This is a genomic window from Stenotrophomonas sp. CASM101, assembly GCF_049384845.1.
Taxonomy (GTDB): domain Bacteria; phylum Pseudomonadota; class Gammaproteobacteria; order Xanthomonadales; family Xanthomonadaceae; genus Stenotrophomonas; species Stenotrophomonas hibiscicola.
Map to the genome: position 1 here is coordinate 62,269 of NZ_JBMRFR010000013.1, position 16,136 is coordinate 78,404.

17 protein-coding genes are annotated in these 16,136 nt (G+C 67.2%); 9 read left to right on the plus strand and 8 right to left on the minus strand.

Annotated features, from left to right (window positions below):
* Positions 1-206 precede the first annotated feature (206 nt).
* From VG543_RS16270 to VG543_RS16285, 4 genes are all read left to right on the plus strand, one after another.
* Positions 207-833, plus strand: coding sequence for a response regulator transcription factor (locus VG543_RS16270; protein ID WP_021204749.1), 627 nt, complete (start codon positions 207-209; stop codon positions 831-833).
* A 70-nt stretch (positions 834-903) separates the two neighbouring features.
* Positions 904-1,608, plus strand: coding sequence for a RadC family protein (gene radC, locus VG543_RS16275; RefSeq protein WP_026347232.1), 705 nt, complete (start codon positions 904-906; stop codon positions 1,606-1,608).
* A 114-nt stretch (positions 1,609-1,722) separates the two neighbouring features.
* Positions 1,723-3,411 carry an arginine--tRNA ligase gene (gene argS / locus VG543_RS16280; protein ID WP_134735231.1) on the plus strand — a complete coding sequence of 563 codons (1,689 nt, stop codon included), beginning with the start codon at positions 1,723-1,725 and terminating at the stop codon, positions 3,409-3,411.
* Between the two features lie 21 nt (positions 3,412-3,432).
* Positions 3,433-4,332: an SPOR domain-containing protein gene (locus VG543_RS16285; RefSeq protein WP_021204747.1), complete on the plus strand. Its 900-nt coding sequence runs from the start codon at positions 3,433-3,435 to the stop codon at positions 4,330-4,332.
* Positions 4,333-4,417: 85 nt separating this feature from the next.
* On the opposite strand, the gene VG543_RS16290 is transcribed toward VG543_RS16285, so the two are convergent.
* Positions 4,418-5,170, minus strand: coding sequence for an SDR family NAD(P)-dependent oxidoreductase (locus VG543_RS16290; RefSeq protein WP_021204746.1), 753 nt, complete (start codon positions 5,168-5,170; stop codon positions 4,418-4,420).
* Positions 5,171-5,269: 99 nt separating this feature from the next.
* On the minus strand, positions 5,270-5,758 hold the full coding sequence (locus tag VG543_RS16295) for a hypothetical protein (protein WP_423178793.1): 489 nt from the start codon (positions 5,756-5,758) through the stop codon (positions 5,270-5,272).
* Between the two features lie 84 nt (positions 5,759-5,842).
* On the opposite strand from VG543_RS16295, the gene VG543_RS16300 reads away from it, so the two are divergent.
* Entirely contained in the window at positions 5,843-6,310 is a 468-nt protein-coding gene (locus VG543_RS16300) for a DUF1456 family protein (protein WP_019661796.1), read from the plus strand.
* On the opposite strand, the gene VG543_RS16305 is transcribed toward VG543_RS16300, so the two are convergent.
* Positions 6,279-7,166, minus strand: coding sequence for a LysR family transcriptional regulator (locus tag VG543_RS16305; protein WP_423178792.1), 888 nt, complete (start codon positions 7,164-7,166; stop codon positions 6,279-6,281). The two genes, VG543_RS16300 and VG543_RS16305, sit on opposite strands and share 32 nt — an antisense overlap.
* Before the next feature lie 143 nt (positions 7,167-7,309).
* On the opposite strand from VG543_RS16305, the gene VG543_RS16310 reads away from it, so the two are divergent.
* Positions 7,310-8,458: an MFS transporter gene (locus VG543_RS16310; RefSeq protein ID WP_423178826.1), complete on the plus strand. Its 1,149-nt coding sequence runs from the start codon at positions 7,310-7,312 to the stop codon at positions 8,456-8,458.
* Here the strand turns inward: VG543_RS16310 and VG543_RS16315 are convergent.
* Entirely contained in the window at positions 8,455-9,153 is a 699-nt protein-coding gene (locus VG543_RS16315) for a TorF family putative porin (protein WP_423178791.1), read from the minus strand. The two genes, VG543_RS16310 and VG543_RS16315, sit on opposite strands and share 4 nt — an antisense overlap.
* 179 nt (positions 9,154-9,332) lie before the next feature.
* On the opposite strand from VG543_RS16315, the gene VG543_RS16320 reads away from it, so the two are divergent.
* Complete coding sequence (locus VG543_RS16320) at positions 9,333-9,722, plus strand: DUF6165 family protein (RefSeq protein ID WP_423178790.1); 390 nt, start codon at positions 9,333-9,335, stop codon at positions 9,720-9,722.
* 6 nt (positions 9,723-9,728) lie between these two features.
* On the opposite strand, the gene VG543_RS16325 is transcribed toward VG543_RS16320, so the two are convergent.
* Positions 9,729-10,406, minus strand: coding sequence for a response regulator transcription factor (locus VG543_RS16325; RefSeq protein ID WP_021204740.1), 678 nt, complete (start codon positions 10,404-10,406; stop codon positions 9,729-9,731).
* Positions 10,407-10,596: 190 nt separating this feature from the next.
* On the minus strand, positions 10,597-11,169 hold the full coding sequence (locus VG543_RS16330; RefSeq protein ID WP_021204739.1) for an Ax21 family protein: 573 nt from the start codon (positions 11,167-11,169) through the stop codon (positions 10,597-10,599).
* Positions 11,170-11,379: 210 nt separating this feature from the next.
* Between VG543_RS16330 and VG543_RS16335 the strand changes: the two genes are divergently transcribed.
* Positions 11,380-13,782 (plus strand): DPP IV N-terminal domain-containing protein, encoded by a 2,403-nt coding sequence (locus VG543_RS16335; RefSeq protein WP_423178789.1) that lies wholly within the window; start codon positions 11,380-11,382, stop codon positions 13,780-13,782.
* Positions 13,783-13,873: 91 nt separating this feature from the next.
* The gene (locus VG543_RS16340) at positions 13,874-14,233 is read left to right on the plus strand and encodes a DUF1428 domain-containing protein (RefSeq protein ID WP_005407745.1); all 360 of its coding nucleotides are present in this window, start codon (positions 13,874-13,876) and stop codon (positions 14,231-14,233) included.
* A 15-nt stretch (positions 14,234-14,248) separates the two neighbouring features.
* On the opposite strand, the gene VG543_RS16345 is transcribed toward VG543_RS16340, so the two are convergent.
* On the minus strand, positions 14,249-14,929 hold the full coding sequence (locus VG543_RS16345; protein WP_423178788.1) for a hypothetical protein: 681 nt from the start codon (positions 14,927-14,929) through the stop codon (positions 14,249-14,251).
* 105 nt (positions 14,930-15,034) lie between these two features.
* On the minus strand, positions 15,035-15,928 hold the full coding sequence (locus VG543_RS16350) for a histone (protein ID WP_155028826.1): 894 nt from the start codon (positions 15,926-15,928) through the stop codon (positions 15,035-15,037).
* Positions 15,929-16,136: the final 208 nt, after the last annotated feature.

Consider the following 16,136-nt stretch of genomic DNA (forward strand, 5'->3'; position numbering starts at 1 on the left):
GGCGCTAGCTTACCCGAAGGTCGGTAATGTCCCGGTGCCCGGTGCACATAGCGGGCGGCTATCAGCAGATGGAGCCCGCCTGCATTGACCCGGCATTCACCCGGTATCGGTTTCGGACCTTTCCTATACCTCCAGGGGCCTGCGCTTTTGCAGAATCAGGCATTGGCTGCCGCCCGCCGTGGCCTGTTCGATCTTCGAGGAACCGCGTGCGTCCACGCATCATCATTGCCGACGACCATCCCGTGGTCCTGCATGGCATCGCCATCGTGCTGCAGACCTACCTGATGGACATCGTCGGCAGTGCGCGTGACGGCGCCCAGCTGCTGGACCTGGTGGACCGCCACGACTGCGATGCAGTCCTGACCGACCTGTCGATGCCGGGTGCCGGCCCGGACGGTCCGGAGCTGATCGACGCGCTGCGCGTGCGTCGCCCTGGCCTGCCGGTGGTGGTGCTCACCGGCGCCCGCCATCCCGGCCTGCTGGACGGCCTGCTGCGGGAGGGCATCAGTGGCCTGGTCGACAAGTGCGCCGATTTTGCCGAGCTGCCCCAGGCGCTGAACGCCGCATTGGCCGGGCACGTATTCGTCTCCCAGCAGCTGCGCCATCACCTGCAGGCCCGCGACCTGCTGTTCCCGCGCGAACCGGCACCGCTGTCGGCACGCGAGAAGGAAGTGCTGGATCTGCTGGCGATCGGCCTCAACGTGAACGAAGTCGCCAAGCGTTGTGGGCGCAGCCCGAAGACCATCAGCCGGCAGAAGGCCGAAGCCAAGCGCAAGCTGGGGCTGCAGAACAACCAGGAACTGTTCGACTACCTGCAGACCCGGCGCGACTGAGGTATCGACCGACCCGGGCCCGCGGCAAGCCCCGATGGGAGACGCCGCCGAAGCTGGCGATGATGCAGGCATGCCCATCCATGACTGGCCCGAACAGGAACGCCCTCGCGAGAAGCTGATCGCGCGCGGGCCCACGGCACTTTCCGACGCCGAGCTGCTGGCCCTGTTCCTCGGCTCCGGCTTCGGCGGCCGTGATGCCGTGCAGACCGCGCGCGACCTGCTGCAGGCGCATGGCCCCTTGCGGGTGCTGCTCGACCGTCCCGCGGGCGAACTGGCCCGCTTGCCCGGGCTGGGCCCGGCGCGCAGCTGTACGCTGGCTGCCGGGCTGGAACTGGCCCATCGCTACCTGGCGGCTGAGCTGGAGCACGGCGAGGCGGTTGGCAACAATCCGGCGGCGGTCGGCCGCTATCTGCAGCACCGCCTGCGAGGGCAGGCACGGGAGATCTTCATGGCCCTGTTCCTGGACAACCGCCACCGCCTGATCGCCTGCGAAGAGCTGTTCCACGGCACCATCAACGCCGCGCCGGTCTACCCCCGCGAGGTGGTCCGGCGTGCCCTGCTGCACAACGCGGCGGCGGTAATCCTCAGCCACAACCATCCTTCGGGCGACCCTGAACCGTCCAGCGCCGATACCCGCATCACCGATGAACTGCAGCAGGCGCTGGCGATGGTGGACGTGCGCCTGCTGGACCACTTCGTGGTCGGCGAGGGCCGTCCCGTTTCATTTGCTGAACGGGGCCTGCTGTCCCCGCCCCAGCCTCGGCTGTTCGGCTGAGCGCGCCCCCTTCAGGCGCCACCGGCCGCCCCCGCAGGCATGTTCTGGTCAGCGTGGGCGCGGGTACATGCGCTAAAATGGGCGATTCCGCCGCTCATTCTCACAGCAGGCCTCGTGAAAAATCTCCTCCGCGCCCTGATCAGCCAAGGCATCGAAGCCTTGCGCGCCAATGGCACCCTGCCCGCCGACTCCCTGCCGCCGGACTTCGTGGTCGAGCGCCCGAAGACCCGCGACCACGGCGACTTCGCCACCAACGCCGCGATGCTGCTGGCCAAGGCCGCGCGCAGCAATCCGCGCGCACTGGCGCAGGCGCTGGTCGAGGCGCTGCCGCGCAGCGAGGACGTCAGCAAGGTCGAGATCGCCGGCCCCGGCTTCATCAACTTCCACCTGGCCCCGGCCGCGTACCAGCGTGAAGCCGCGTCGGTCATCAAGGAAGCCCACGACTACGGCCGCAACCTGTCCGGCAATGGCCGCACGGTGGGCGTGGAGTACGTGTCGGCCAACCCGACCGGCCCGCTGCATGTCGGCCATGGCCGCGCGGCGGCGATCGGCGACTGCGTGGCGCGAGTGCTCGATGCCAACGGCTGGAACGCCAAGCGTGAGTTCTACTACAACGACGCCGGCGTGCAGATCGAGAACCTGGCGCTGTCCACCCAGGCACGGATCAAGGGCATCGCGCCGGACCAGGACGGCTGGCCGGAAGGTGGCTACCGCGGTGAGTACATCGCCGACGTCGCACGCGCCTACATGGCCGGCGCCAGCGTCGACCTGGAAGGCAGCACCGTGGTCGGCGCCAAGGACCCGGACGACATGCAGGCGATCCGTCGCTTCGCCGTGGCTTACCTGCGCAACGAGCAGAACCTGGACCTGGCTGCCTTCGGCGTCGACTTCGACATCTATTTCCTGGAAAGCTCGCTGTACGCCGACGGCAAGGTGGCAGAAGCGGTGGCCAAGCTGCAGGCGTCGGGGCATACCTACGAGGAGGGCGGCGCGCTGTGGCTGCGCAGCACCGACTTCGGTGACGACAAGGACCGCGTGATGCGCAAGTCCGACGGCACCTTCACCTACTTCGTGCCGGACGTGGCCTACCACCTGTCCAAGTGGCAGCGCGGCTACGAGCGCGCGATCACCGAACTCGGTGCCGACCACCACGGCTCGCTGGCGCGTGTGCGCGCCGGCCTGCAGGCGATGGAAGTGGGCATTCCGCAGGGCTGGCCGGAGTACGTGCTGCACCAGATGGTCACCGTCATGCGTGGCGGCGAGGAAGTGAAGCTGTCCAAGCGTGCCGGCAGCTACTTCACCCTGCGTGACCTGATCGAGGAAGCCGGCCGCGATGCCACCCGCTGGTTCCTGATCGCGCGCAAGCCCGATTCGCAGCTGACCTTCGACATCGACCTGGCCCGCCAGCAGAGCAACGACAACCCGGTGTTCTACGTGCAGTACGCGCATGCCCGCGTCTGCAGCCTGCTGCGCCAGGCGCAGGAGAAGGGGCTGGTGTATGAACAGGCTGATGGCCTGGCCAACCTCGGCCGCCTGGCCGACGACGCTTCGCTGCTGCTGATGAACGAGATCTCGCGGTACCCGGAAGTGGTGGAGGCGGCCGGCGTGGCGCTGGAGCCGCATCTGGTGGCGCAGTACCTGCGTGAATTGGCGCACGCGTTCCACACGTGGTATCACGGGACGCCGGTACTGGTGGAAGATGCCGCCGATCGCAACGCCAAGCTGACCCTGGCCTGCGCTGCCCGCCAGGTGCTGGCCAACGGCCTCGACCTCCTGGGCGTCAGCGCCCCGGAAAAAATGTAAGCATCAGGAGACGCAGTACCCATGGCAGCACGACGCGGCAAAAACCAGGCACGACGCAACAGCAGCAGCCAGGGCACACCCGGATGGGTGTGGCTGGTCGCTGGCGTGGCGATTGCGGCCGTGGTGTTCCTGGCGGCGCCGAACCTGTTCAAGGGCGAAGGCGATGGCTTCCTTCGCGCCGGACCGCAGCCGAACCCGAACGCGCAACCGGCCCCGGTCGCTGACGCCGACAGCGATGTCGGCACCCAGCCGGCCGCACAGCCGGCTACGCCGAAGCCGGCCGAGCCGGAAAAGCCGGCCGCGACCCAGTACGACTTCTACACCCTGCTGCCGGGCAAGGAAGTTGAAATGTCCGACGCCGAACTGGCCGCCAGCGCGCGTGCCGAAGACCAGCGCCGGGCCAGGGCCGAAGCGCAGCGCGCGCAGGCTGCACTGGAAGGCAAGCCGGTTCCGCCGCCCGCGGCGCCAGCACCCACAGCCACGGCCAGCGTGGCCAGCACCGCCCCGGTGACCGCGACCAGCCGTCCGCTGCCGGCACCGCTGAGCGAACGCCCGGCGGCGGCAACGCCTGCAGCCGGCACCCCAACGGCGTCGACCAGCAACGCCGCGGCCACGCCTGCAGCACGTGCGGAAGCCGCACCGGCAGCGACCGGTACTCCGGCAGCTGCTGCACCGGCTGCCGCCGACAACGCCCGCTACATCCTGCAGGCCGGTGCGTTCGGTGCCTCCGGCGATGCCGAGGCGACCAAGGCCAAGCTGGCGATGATGGGCCTGGCGGCACGCGTGGAATCGGCGCAGATCAACGGCAAGACCGTGTACCGCGTGCGTATGGGACCGTATGGGAGCGCCGGCGAACTGTCCGAGGCCAAGCAGAAGCTGGATGGCACTGGCCTGCAGGCGATGGCGATCAAGGCACAATAAGCCTCCCGCTGAACGAAAAAGCCGGGCAATGCCCGGCTTTTTCGTTTCTGTAGAGTCGAGCATGGCTCGACTCTACAGACGACCGTCAGCCTTCGCGGGCGACCTGGAAACCGGCGAAGGACTGGCTGACCGGCATCAGCTCCAGGCGATTGATGTTCAGGTGCGGCGGCAGGCTGGCCACCCAGAAGATCTGTTCGGCGATGTCTTCAGCGGTCATCGGGTTGGCGCCGGTATAGAGCTTGTCCGATGCCGCCTGGTCGCCATGGGTACGCACCACGGTGAACTCGGTTTCAGCCATACCCGGCTCGATCGTGGTCACGCGCACGCCGGTGCCGTGCAGGTCCGAACGCAGGCCCAGCGAGAACTGGCTGACGAAGGCCTTGGTGCCACCGTAGGCGTTGCCACCCGGGTACGGGTAGACGCCGGCCACCGACGAGATGTTGATGATCGCGCCCTTGCGCTCCACCAGCTGCGGCAGCAGGCGATGGGTCAAGGTCACCAGCGCGGTGATGTTGGTGTCGATCATCGTGGTCCAGTCCGACAGCTTGGCGCTCTGTGCCGGCGCGGTGCCCTGTGCCAGGCCCGCGTTGTTGACCAGCAGATCGATCTGGCCGAACGCAGGCGGCAGTGCCAGCAGGGCCGCCTCCATTGCCACCGGATCGCGGATGTCGAAGGCGGCGGCGTGAACCACGTCCTTGCCGTAGCGCTCGACCAGCGGCTGCAGGCGTTCGCCGCGGCGGCCGGTGGCGATCACCTTCCACCCGGCCTGGGCGAAGCGGTGGACGGCGGCGGCGCCGAAGCCGGACGTGGCGCCGGTAATCAGGACAGTGCGGGTCATCAGGCAACTCCAGGGGGAAAAACCGGACGCCCATTCTGGCACCGTCGGCCCGCCCCTGCGTTGCCGATGCCGGCTGACCACGCCCGGGGCGTGCGCGGCTCAGCGCACGCGGAATACCCGGGCCTTGGGCAGGTCTTCGTCGACCTGCAGGAACCAGCGCCCGGCGATTCCTGGAACAACGGCGATCTGCGGCGAGTGCAGCACCTTGCGCAGCTTCATCTGCCCCTTCATCACCTGCCATTGCTGGCCGTTATCAAGGGTGAACAGCGTGCCTGGCTGCCAGCCTGCGACCTCTCCGACCACGCGTGCATTGACCGGTCCTTCTTCCAGGCCCAGATGCATTGCTGCCGGTGCCGGCACATTGGCAGGCAGCGGCGCAGCGGCGGGGGCCACCGCTGCCGTCGGCCCGGTGGCCGCGCGCTCTGCCTCGCGCAGTACCCGGTTCAGTGCCTGCAACTGCGCTGGATTGAGCCCGACCTCGGCCAGTTGGGATGCACTGAGGCGCCGCTCGACGGGTACGAAGCGGTCCTGGGCGAAGGCAGCGAAGCTGCTGGCGAGCAGCAGTGCGGAAAACAGATACCGGCGCATGCAAGGGTCTCAGCGAACGAGTGCCCACGATGCTGCAGTTCGATGACACTCCGGTGACACGCCAGGGGCCGCTACAATTGGACCATGATCAACAATGATGTCCTGCGCAGCGTGCGCTACTCCCTGGACCTGGGCGACCACCACGTGGTGGCCCTGTGCCAGATGGCCGACCCGGCCTTCGCCGTGGAGACCGAGCAGGTGAAGGCCTGGTTGCGCCGCGAGGACGAAGCCGGTTTCGAGGCGATGAGCGACAGCGCGCTGGCGCACTTCCTCGATGGCCTGATCGTGCACCTGCGCGGTCGCGACGAGAACCAGCCGCAGCGCGCGGTGGAGACCCGCATCGACAACAACCTGGTGCTGAAGAAGCTGCGCGTGGCGTTCCAGCTGCGCGACGTCGATCTGATGGAGATCTTCGCCAGCGCCGGTTTCAATGTCTCCAAGTCGGAAGTGGGCGCACTGTTCCGCCAACCCGGGCACGCCAACTACCGGCGTTGCCTGGACCAGATGCTGCGCAACTTCCTCAAGGGCCTGAGCCTGCGCCTGCGCGGCTGAGCACGGCCTCGACGAACGCCCGCGCCGCCGGTGTCGGCAGCCGCTGCCAGACCAGGTGCACGCGGCGGGTCGGGGTCGGCTGCAGCGGAATCCGCACCACGCCTTCAAAGCCTTCGGCGATCAACGCCGGCACGATGCCGACCGCCAGCCCATGGCGGACGAAGCGCTCGACCAGTTCCATCAGGTTGACCTCGAAGCGGACCGTGTGCGGCAGGCCGGCGGCGGCGAAGGCATCGTCGGTCTGCCGCCGCGCACCGGTGCCGCGCGGGAAGTCGACCAGCGCTTCATCCTGCAGTTCGGTCAAGGGCAGCCACTTGCGCCGGGCCAAGCGGTGCGACGGCGCCAGCACCGCCACCAGGTCTTCTTCCTGCAGCATCTGGTGGCAGACCCCGTCCAGGCCGGCCGAGGGCGCCAACCCCACCAGTGCCACGTCCAATTCACGCGACTGCACCTGCGCGATCAGATCCTCGCTCTTGTCCACCCGCAGCTGGAACTCCACCTGCGGGTGCGCCTGCTGGAAGGCTGCCAGCATCGCCACCACGTCGATGCCGGTCAGCGAGGAAATCTGCCCGATCGCCAGCAGGCCACGCACCTCGCCACTCACCGCGGCCACGTCAGCGCGCAGGTGGCGCAGGCTGGCCAGCACCTGGCGTGCGTGCACCAGCAGCGCCTCACCGGCCGCCGTCGCCCGTACCTGGCGCGGCAGGCGTTCAAACAGCGGCGTGCCCAGTTCCTGCTCCAGGTAGGCAATCTGGTGGCTCAACGCGGACTGCACCACGTGGCAGCGTTCGGCGGCACGGGTGAAATTGCCCTCTTCGGCCAGGGCGACGGCAAATTCAAGCTGCTTGAGATTCATCCAGCTATCTCGTTTCCAGATGGCATGGATGATGATGATTCATTTCCATCATGGTCGCAGCAGGCGGACACTGTGCACCCCGCTTTGTGGAATACCGCGTGAGTCCGTCCCTCCCCCCCCTGCACCGCTGGCAGGTGCTGCTGATGTCGGTCGCCACCGGCGTGGCCGTGGCCAGCAACTACTATGCGCAGCCACTGCTGCATACCATTGCCGATGCCTTCGGTGTGCCGTTCGGCCAGGTCGGCATGGTGGTCACCGCCGCGCAGCTGAGCTATGCCGCCGGACTGATCCTGCTGGTGCCGCTGGGAGACCTGTTCGAACGCCGGCGCCTGATCGTGGTGATGAGCCTGTTGTCCGCCGGCGGGCTGGTGATCAGTGCCTGTGCGCCGTCGCTGGCCTGGCTGCTGGCGGGCACCGCCATCACCGGCCTGTTCTCCGTGGTCGCCCAGGTGCTGGTGCCGTTCGCGGCCACGCTGGCCGCGCCGGAACATCGCGGTCGCGTGGTCGGCACGCTGATGAGTGGCCTGCTGCTGGGCATCCTGCTGGCGCGCACCGTGGCCGGCCTGCTTTCCAGCCTGGGCGACTGGCGCCTGGTGTACGCGATCGCCGCTGCCACCCTGGTGCTGACCGCACTGGCATTGCAGCGCGGCCTGCCGCGATTCCACCACAGCGCCGGCCTTGGCTACTTCGCATTGCTGCGCTCGATCGGCGTGCTGTTCGTGCAGGAACCGGTGCTGCGCCAGCGCACCCTGCTGGGGGCCTGCAGCTTCGCCATGTTCGCGATCTTCTGGACGCCACTGGCGTTCCTGCTGGCACAGCCGCCGTATGCCTACAGCGACGCCACCATCGGCCTGTTCGGGCTGGTCGGCGCGGCCGGCACGCTGGCGGCCGGCCTGGCCGGCCGCATGTCCGACCGTGGCCAGACCGGGCGTGCCACCGCCATCGCGCTGGCGCTGCTGCTGCTCTCGTGGCTGCCACTGGGGCTGTCGGCCCACTCGTTGCTGGCGCTGCTGGTCGGCGTGGTGGTGCTGGACCTGGCCGCGCAGCTGCTGCACGTCAGTAACCAGAACCTGATCTATGCACTGCAACCGGCAGGGCGCAACCGCCTCAATGCCGGCTACATGACCGGCTACTTCATCGGCGGTTCGCTGGGTTCGCTGCTGTCGGCGCAGGTCTACCAGCGCTTCGGCTGGACCGGCGTCTGCGTGGCCGGTGCTGCGGTGGCGGTGCTGGCCCTGCTGCTGTGGCTGCCCGGCGCGCTGCGTGCGCGCCAGGCCTCGGTGGCCGACTAGAAACTGCCCTGCAGCGCCAGCTCCCATCGTCCACCGGCATTGCCCGGGAACAGGCGCTTGGCCGCACTGTCGGTGTCATGCACGGTGGCACGCAGCTCCCATGCCGGGGCCAGCGTGGCAATGGCACTGAGCTGCCCATGCAGGTAGTCCGGGCCCTGCGCGGTGGCCAGCCAGTACTGGCCCACCGCCGCTTCCAGGCGGACGCGTTCGTGCAGCGGCACACGCACACCCAGCTGGGCGTAGGTACCGCGATGGCCACCGGCCAACGCATCGTTGGAATGGGCGACCTGCAACCAGGCGCGCTGCTTCCAGCTCACCGTGGTGTTGAGTTCGGTCCAGTCCAGCGCGCGGCCGGTGCCCGGGTACATGTAGCGGGTCAGGTTGGCATCCAGTGTCCAGTCCGGGGCCAGCGCACCGGACCAGCCCGCCACCAGGTCGAACTCGCTGCGCGCACCATTGTCCGGCTTGAACGAAACGTTGGAGCCCCACACGCTGGCGTACCAGCCCGATGGGATCGAAACCTTCGCGCCCGCCTGCACCGCCGGGTCGCCGTCGCTCTGCGAGCTGCCACGCCACACGTAGTCGCTGGTCAATGCCGCACTGCCACTGGCCTGCACCTGTGCCTGCGCGCTGCCGATCCCGAGCAGCCCTGCCAGGGCGGCCACCACCGCCGCCATCATCCCCTTGCTGTTCACTGCACTGTGTTCCTCGTCGAAGGCGGTTATGCCGCCGGGAACGCAGTGTCGAGGCGGTGGCCGTAACGGATCGAGGGTGCTGCCGGGGCCGTCGCGCAAATTCGGCGTAAATCCCGTGAATCGGGGCCACATGCCGGCAGCGCGGTATCATGGTGCCCTGTTTCCAGAGAACCAACCGCGTGGACGCCATCCTGACCCCGGTATCGATCGGCGAGCTGATCGACAAGATCACCATTCTCGAGATCAAGGCCGAACGCATCGACGATGCGGCCAAGCTGAGCAACGTGCGCACCGAGCTGGACGGCCTGCTGCCGTTGCTGCAGCAGCAGCTGCAGGGTCAGCCGGCGCTGGCCGTGCTGAAGCAGCAGTTGAAGGCAATCAACGAGCGCATGTGGGACATCCAGGACCAGCTGCGCGACAAGGAAGCGGCCCAGGTGTTCGACGATGGCTTCATCCAGCTGGCACGCGGTGTCTACGGCACCAATGGCGAGCGCGTGCAGGTGAAGAACGAGATCAACCGCGTGGCCGGTTCGGCCCTGGTGGAAGAGAAGCAGTACCAGGGCGAGTAAGCCCGCTCATCCGCATTCGAGCAGGTGCCGGATGCGGAACAGCTCACCATCGCTGTGGATGCCCAGCTTCTCGTACGCCGTCCGCTTCTGCGTGCTGACCGTACTGGCCGTGCGCCCGAAGCGCCGCGCCACCTCCCCGGTGGTGCAGCCCTGCAGGACCAGCCGGAGCACCTCGCGCTCACGTCGGCTCAAGGGCGTCAGCACCGGCGCCGGTGTGCGCCGCATGCGTGATCGGTTCAACTGCGTGCGCAGCTCCGGGGGCACGAAGCGGCCGCCACGGGCCAGTACCTCCACCGCGCGCCGCAGCATCGCCGGCGTGGTTCCCTTTGACAGGAAGCCGCGCGCGCCGGCCTGCATCGCCATGGTCACCATGCTGGCATTGCAGTGCGCAGACAGCACCAGCACCGGCAACAGCGGCCAGCGCCGCGACAACAGCCGCAACAGGGACAGGCCCTGTTCGGGACCATAGGGTGCCAGCAGGTCGATCAGCAGCAGGTCGATGCCATCCGGCTGGCGCTGCAGCAGATCGAGCAGATCAGCTTCGCGGGTGAAGCTGCCACAGACCTGCACGCCACCGTGCTGGCAAAGCACCACCTCCACCCCCAGACGCAGCACGGGATGCGGCGCCAGCATTGCCAGGCGGCGGGGCCGATCGAGGGGCAGAGCGGGAACGGCAGGCGGCATCACATGGATCCGACGATACGAAGTGCCCACCGTAGGGCCGCGCCGGGAGCAGCGGAATCCAATTTATTGCAACGCAGCAGCGGCCTCGGAACATGCTCAGCTGCGGTTTCGGGTCGTCACAACGCAACAGGCCCGGCATGAGCCGGGCCTGTCGAGGCATCTTCAGCGCGCAGGCGCGCCGAGGAAGCAATTACCAGCTGAAGCGCGGGCCGACGGTGTATTCCTTGTCGCCGTCGCGGTTCATCTTCAGCTCGCCGTTCAGGCCCCAGTTCTGGTTCAGCTTGACCTGACCACCCAGGCGGCCGTACCACTGGCCTTCCGGATTGATGCCGTGCTTCTTCGAGAAATCTTCGTAGCCGACCATGCCGTAGACTTCGGCGTGGGCACCGAAGGCGGTGCGGATACCGGCTTCAGCGCTGTAGCCGTTGAAGTCCAGGCCGTGCTTCTGGTCGCGCTTCTGGTAGGCAACGCGAGCGACGAAGTCGGTGGTCGGGGCGATTTCAACGTTGTAGCCGGCGCCGATCTTCCACTGGTCCAGCTTGATGTTGGTGTGGTCGATTTCCTGGCGGCTGTAATCACCGAAAGCGTGGAAGTTCGGCAGGAAGCCGTACGAGCCCTTCACGCCCCAGCCGTCGGCCTTGAACGCATCGATGTCGGTCTTGGCGTAGTCGGCTTCGGCATAGTTGTACGACAGGTTCTCAGCAGCCGAGGCGGTGAACGGCAGGGCAGCGGCCAGGGCCAGAGCAATCAGCGAATTCTTCATGGGGGTACACCTTTACTTTCTTATGGTGTGCAGCAGCGCCAAGGCGCCATCGCATCGGGAATGTAAATTCTCCGTTATTCGCCACAACGCTCCCTGAAAACAGCGGTCTTCGCATTGCTGAATTTTCTGGCTTGATTCAGGCTGTTTCTGGCATACGCGCGCGGCGCGCGTGCATTTGTGATTCGTCACCGACTGCAACAGGAGGTTGCCTTGCACGTTTCCGATCCGCTGCTGATGCCTGTTCGCGCCGCCCTCTTGGCCTGCGCTTCCCTGTTTCCGATCCATGCTGCGCACGCGCTGCAGGCGGCTGACTACCAGCGCGCCGAACGCGTGCATGACAGTCATCTGCGCGGTGCGCTGCGCAATGCATCGGTCCTGCCCCACTGGCTGGCCGATGGGCGCTTCTGGTACGAACGCGAAGACACACAGGGCCGGCGCCAGGCGATACTGGTCAATCCAATCCAGGCTACGCGCCAGATCCTGTTCGAACCCGATGCGCTGGACGCCGCAGTTGCACCTCTGGGTGCCAGCGGGCCACGCCTGCGCTTGAACAACATGCAGGTACTGGATGATGGCCTGCGCCTGCAGTTCAACGGCGAGGCGGAGATCAACTGCCAATGGCCACGCCTGCAGTGCACGGCCGCACAACACGCGTTGCCGCCGGCTGATGCACTGCCGTCGCCCGGCGGTGATGCCTGGCTGCAGGTACGCGACCACAACCTGTGGCTGCAGCGCTCTGGAGCGGCGCCGCAGCGACTGACCCAGGGCGGTGAAGCTGGGCATGGCTATGGCGTACTGCCGGACTTCACCCTGCGCGGCATTCCACGCCGTCTGGGCCGGATGCCGGCACGACCGTTTGCGGTGAGCTGGTCACCCGATGGCCGTTACGCAGCCGGCATCCGCTACGACGAACGCGCGCTGCAGGACTATCCCTATCTGGAAAGCAGCCCGACCCACAGCGCGCGGCCGCGCGTGCATACCGTGAAGCTGGGGGTACTGGGCGATGCACAGCAGGTATGCGACAGCCTGTATGTGATCGATATCCCCAGCGGCAGGCAGCATGACATCGCGCTGCCCGAGGGCTGGAACACGCTCAGTGAGGCCGGCATCCTGGGTTGGGACGGCGATCGGTTGTATGCCGTGATCGCGCACTTCGGCACGCCGCGCAGGCTGCGCCTGGTGGAGATCGATGCCAACAGCGGTGCATTGCGCACGGTTGTGGAAGAAGCCAGCGACACTCGCCTCCAGCTCAACGTGTATTCCTACAACCGGCCCGCGGTGGCCATCCTGCCCGGGCAGGACACCGCCGTGTGGTTCTCGCAGCGCGATGGCTGGGGCCATCTGTACCGGGTGCGCCTGTCCGATGGCAAGGTGCTGCGCCAGCTCACCCGCGGCAAATGGGTGGTGCGTGACCTGCTGGGTGTGGACGCTGCGGGTGGCTGGGCGTACTTCAGCGCCGGTGGCGTCGACGGTGGCGACCCCTACGTGCGCGGCCTGTACCGGGTATCGCTGCAGGGCGGTCCGATCCAGCGCCTGGCCGCCGATGGCAACGACCACATGGCCGATGCCGGTACCGGCGCGCTGTTCGGGGGGCGCGCTCCCCAGGCGCTGTCGCCTGGCGGTGGGTATCTGGTGGATACCGTTTCCCGTCTCGACCAGCCACCACGCACCGTGCTGCGGGCCAGCGATGACGGACGTGAAGTGATGGTGCTGGAAACAGCCGATGACAGCGCGATCGTTGCTGCCGGCTGGCGCGCACCACGGCGCGAACGGCTGCTGGCCGCCGATGGACGCACGCCGATCTTCGCCACCGTCTACCTGCCCCGCGACTATCGCGATGATGGCAGCTTCCCGGTGATCGACGCGATGTACGGTGGTTCCTTCATCAGCAATGCGCCGGTGACCTACGCCGAGGCGGTGTCTGCCCTGAATCCGGTATCCCGCGCCAGCCTGGCCGAACTCGGCTTCATGGTGGTCAGCATCGATGCGCGCGGCACCGGTGGCCGCAACAAGGCGTTCCATGACAGCAGCTTCCTGCGCGCCGCCGATGTGCAGCTGGATGACCATGTGGCTGCGCTGCGCCAGCTGGGCGAACGCTACCCGGGCATCGACCTGGAGCGGGTCGGCATCTACGGGCATTCGTTCGGCGGCTATAGTGCAGCGCGCGCCCTGCTGCGCTATCCCACGTTCTACAAGGTGGGCGTGGCCTCGGCTGGCAGCCACAATTTCCAGGGTATGTACGGCGGCGCCCTGCACGGCATGGACCGGCTGTTCGGTGGGGTGCTGCCGGCCACGCCCAATGCCGAAGGCGTGCCGGCGCCCTTTGCCGGGCTCGACAATGCAGCACTGGCCGGCAACCTGCGCGGGCATCTGCTGCTGGTCTATGGCGAACTGGACGAGAACGCGCCACCGGCGCTGACCCTGCAGCTGGCCGCCGCCCTGAACAAGGCCCAGCGCAGCTACGACCTGCTGTACCTGGCCCGGCAGGACCACGAACTGTTCCGCAACGACGCCACCTACACGCACCGCATGTGGGACTACTTCGTGCGCCACCTGGCCGGCCAGCAGCCACCGGATACGGTGCTGGCGCCGCTGCCCGGTGGCCCGGGCTGAACAGGCGCACACAGGATGTCGATCCACGACGCCCTGGTTCGTCGGGTACTTGAAGGCCGTGCATGCGGCACGGTCCATCCGGAGGCAGGCAATGAGCTACATCGATGGTTTCGTCCTGGCGGTGCCCACCGCCAACAAGGAGAAGTTCCTCGCCCACGCACGCACAGGAGATCCCGTTTTCATCGAATACGGCGCGCTGCGCGTGGTCGAGTGCTGGGGCGATGACGTGCCGCACGGCAAGACCACCGACTTCTTCGGCGCGGTGAAAGCCACGCCGGATGAGACGGTGGTGTTTTCCTGGATCGAATGGCCGGACAAGCCGACCCGCGACGCCGGCATGAAGAAGATGATGGAAGACCCAAGGTTTGATCCGGCGACGAATCCGATGCCGTTCGACGGCGCGCGGATGATCTACGGCGGCTTCGTGCCGATCTACGAACTGACGCGCTGAACCGGGCGGACGTGCTCAGCGCGCGTCCGTTTCATCGCTGGCAGCGGCATGGCCAGCGCCCCGTGCGGCGCCAGCGCCGAGGCCCACACCGCCCATCCCAGCGCCCATTCCGCCACCGCCACCTCCTCCACCCGCACGACCGCCCTTGGCATCGCCCTTGCCGCCGACACTGGCGCCACCCGGCCGGGTCGGCCCCTGCGGCGGTATCTGCAGGTCGGTCGGAATCGGCGCCAGATCCAGCGCTTCGCGCACGAAGTCGCGCAGCGAGATCACCAGTTCGTGGGTATGTACCGGCCGCCCCTGTGCCAGTTCATTGGCGGCACGCGCGGCCAGCCGCACCTGTTCGTCAGTGCCCAGCAGCAGGATGTCCGACAACGCCGCTTCCACGGCATCACGGATGCGGCGCGCGCGATCCGAGCGGGGCTCGGCGATGCCTTCGGCATCTTCGCGCTGGCGAAGGTCACGGCGATGGCTGGGATCCACACCCAGTTCGCCGGTGAACGAACCGCCCAGGGTCTTGTAGGCCGCCATCAGCGTGCGCAGCCGTTCGTTGATCTGCCGGTTCTCGCGCTCGCGGCGCTGCTGCAGGGTCTGCATCACCAGCAGGCGGATGCCCACGCCCAGCAGGGTGATCAGGACCAGGCCGGCCAAGGTGGACAGCACGCCCTGCCAGGAACTGAAGTCAATACCGCGCATGCCCGGGGCTCCAGCAGGAAGAACCTGCATCTTGCTCCAGACCGCGTCCCTGAAACGCGAAAGGCCCCACCACCCGGGGTGGCAGGGCCTTCGGTCACGGCGCGATTACTTGCGCTTGGCGACCTTGCGCACGGCCTTCTTGGCCGGAGCCTTCTTGGCGGCGACCTTCTTCAGCGGCGCAGCCTTCTTGGCAACCGTCTTGCGGGTGGCGGCAACCTTCTTGCCCACTGCCTTCTTGGCAACGGCGGTCTTCTTGCCGACAACCTTCTTGGCAGCGGCGGTCTTCTTGCCGACGGCCTTCTTGGCGACGGCAGCCTTCTTGCCGACAGCCTTCTTGGCGGCCGTGGTCTTCCTGGTGGCGACCTTCCTGGTGGCGGCAACCTTCTTGCCGACGACCTTCTTCGCAGCCACGGCCTTCTTGCCAGCAACCTTCTTGGCGGCGACGGTCTTCTTGGCCACGGCCTTCTTGGCGGTAGCGACCTTCTTGCCAACTGCCTTCTTGGCAACAGCGGTCTTCTTGCCGACGGCCTTCTTGGCGACGGCAGCCTTCTTGGTGGCGGCCTTCTTCGCGGTGGCGACCTTCTTGCCGGCAGCCTTGGTGGCGGCCTTGGTGGTCTTCTTGGCAGCGGCGGCCTTCTTGGTCACAGCCTTGCCTGCAGCCGCCTTCTTCTTGGCCACTTCATTCTTCAGCGCAGCGGCTTCGGCCTTGGCGTTCTTCTTGGCGGCTTCCAGCTTCTTCTTGGCGTTGGCAACAGTCTTGCCGACCGACTTGGCAGCCTTCTCGGCCTTCTTGGCAACGGTCTTCTCGACCTTGGCCACGGCCTTCTTGGCCTTGGCAACGCGGGTACCGGCAGCCTTGGTGGCGCGCTTGACGGTCTTCTTGACCGACTGCACTGCGTCTTCGGCAGCGTGGGCGATGGTCTCGCCAACGTTGGTGGCGGTTTCTTTGACGTTCTCGACGGCGTCGGTCACGACCGACACACCATTACCGTTGCTCATGTTGCCCTCCTGGGGGCCTTAAGTATCAAAACGGGGCGATGCTATACCGACATTGACGATCGTGGAACGGGGCACGCACGAGCAATCGCATCTGATGCGACGGCAATGGTGTAGTCGGGTACCCTCGCGAGTACGATGTGTTGACGGGAAACCCCTTTTTTTCAGTGCTGCGCCGCACGATGCGGGCAGCGGCAGGGGCTGCGTGCGC

Coding starts and splice junctions, on each gene's coding strand:
- VG543_RS16305 (WP_423178792.1), bottom strand. CDS start 7,166: ATGAATCTCAAGCAGCTTGAATTTGCCGTCGCCCTGGCCGAAGAGGGC.
- VG543_RS16340 (WP_005407745.1), top strand. CDS start 13,874: ATGAGCTACATCGATGGTTTCGTCCTGGCGGTGCCCACCGCCAACAAG.
- VG543_RS16345 (WP_423178788.1), bottom strand. CDS start 14,929: ATGCGCGGTATTGACTTCAGTTCCTGGCAGGGCGTGCTGTCCACCTTG.
- VG543_RS16285 (WP_021204747.1), top strand. CDS start 3,433: ATGGCAGCACGACGCGGCAAAAACCAGGCACGACGCAACAGCAGCAGC.
- VG543_RS16300 (WP_019661796.1), top strand. CDS start 5,843: ATGATCAACAATGATGTCCTGCGCAGCGTGCGCTACTCCCTGGACCTG.
- VG543_RS16325 (WP_021204740.1), bottom strand. CDS start 10,406: ATGCCGCCTGCCGTTCCCGCTCTGCCCCTCGATCGGCCCCGCCGCCTG.
- VG543_RS16290 (WP_021204746.1), bottom strand. CDS start 5,170: ATGACCCGCACTGTCCTGATTACCGGCGCCACGTCCGGCTTCGGCGCC.
- VG543_RS16350 (WP_155028826.1), bottom strand. CDS start 15,928: ATGAGCAACGGTAATGGTGTGTCGGTCGTGACCGACGCCGTCGAGAAC.
- VG543_RS16330 (WP_021204739.1), bottom strand. CDS start 11,169: ATGAAGAATTCGCTGATTGCTCTGGCCCTGGCCGCTGCCCTGCCGTTC.
- radC (WP_026347232.1), top strand. CDS start 904: ATGCCCATCCATGACTGGCCCGAACAGGAACGCCCTCGCGAGAAGCTG.
- VG543_RS16295 (WP_423178793.1), bottom strand. CDS start 5,758: ATGCGCCGGTATCTGTTTTCCGCACTGCTGCTCGCCAGCAGCTTCGCT.
- VG543_RS16310 (WP_423178826.1), top strand. CDS start 7,310: ATGTCGGTCGCCACCGGCGTGGCCGTGGCCAGCAACTACTATGCGCAG.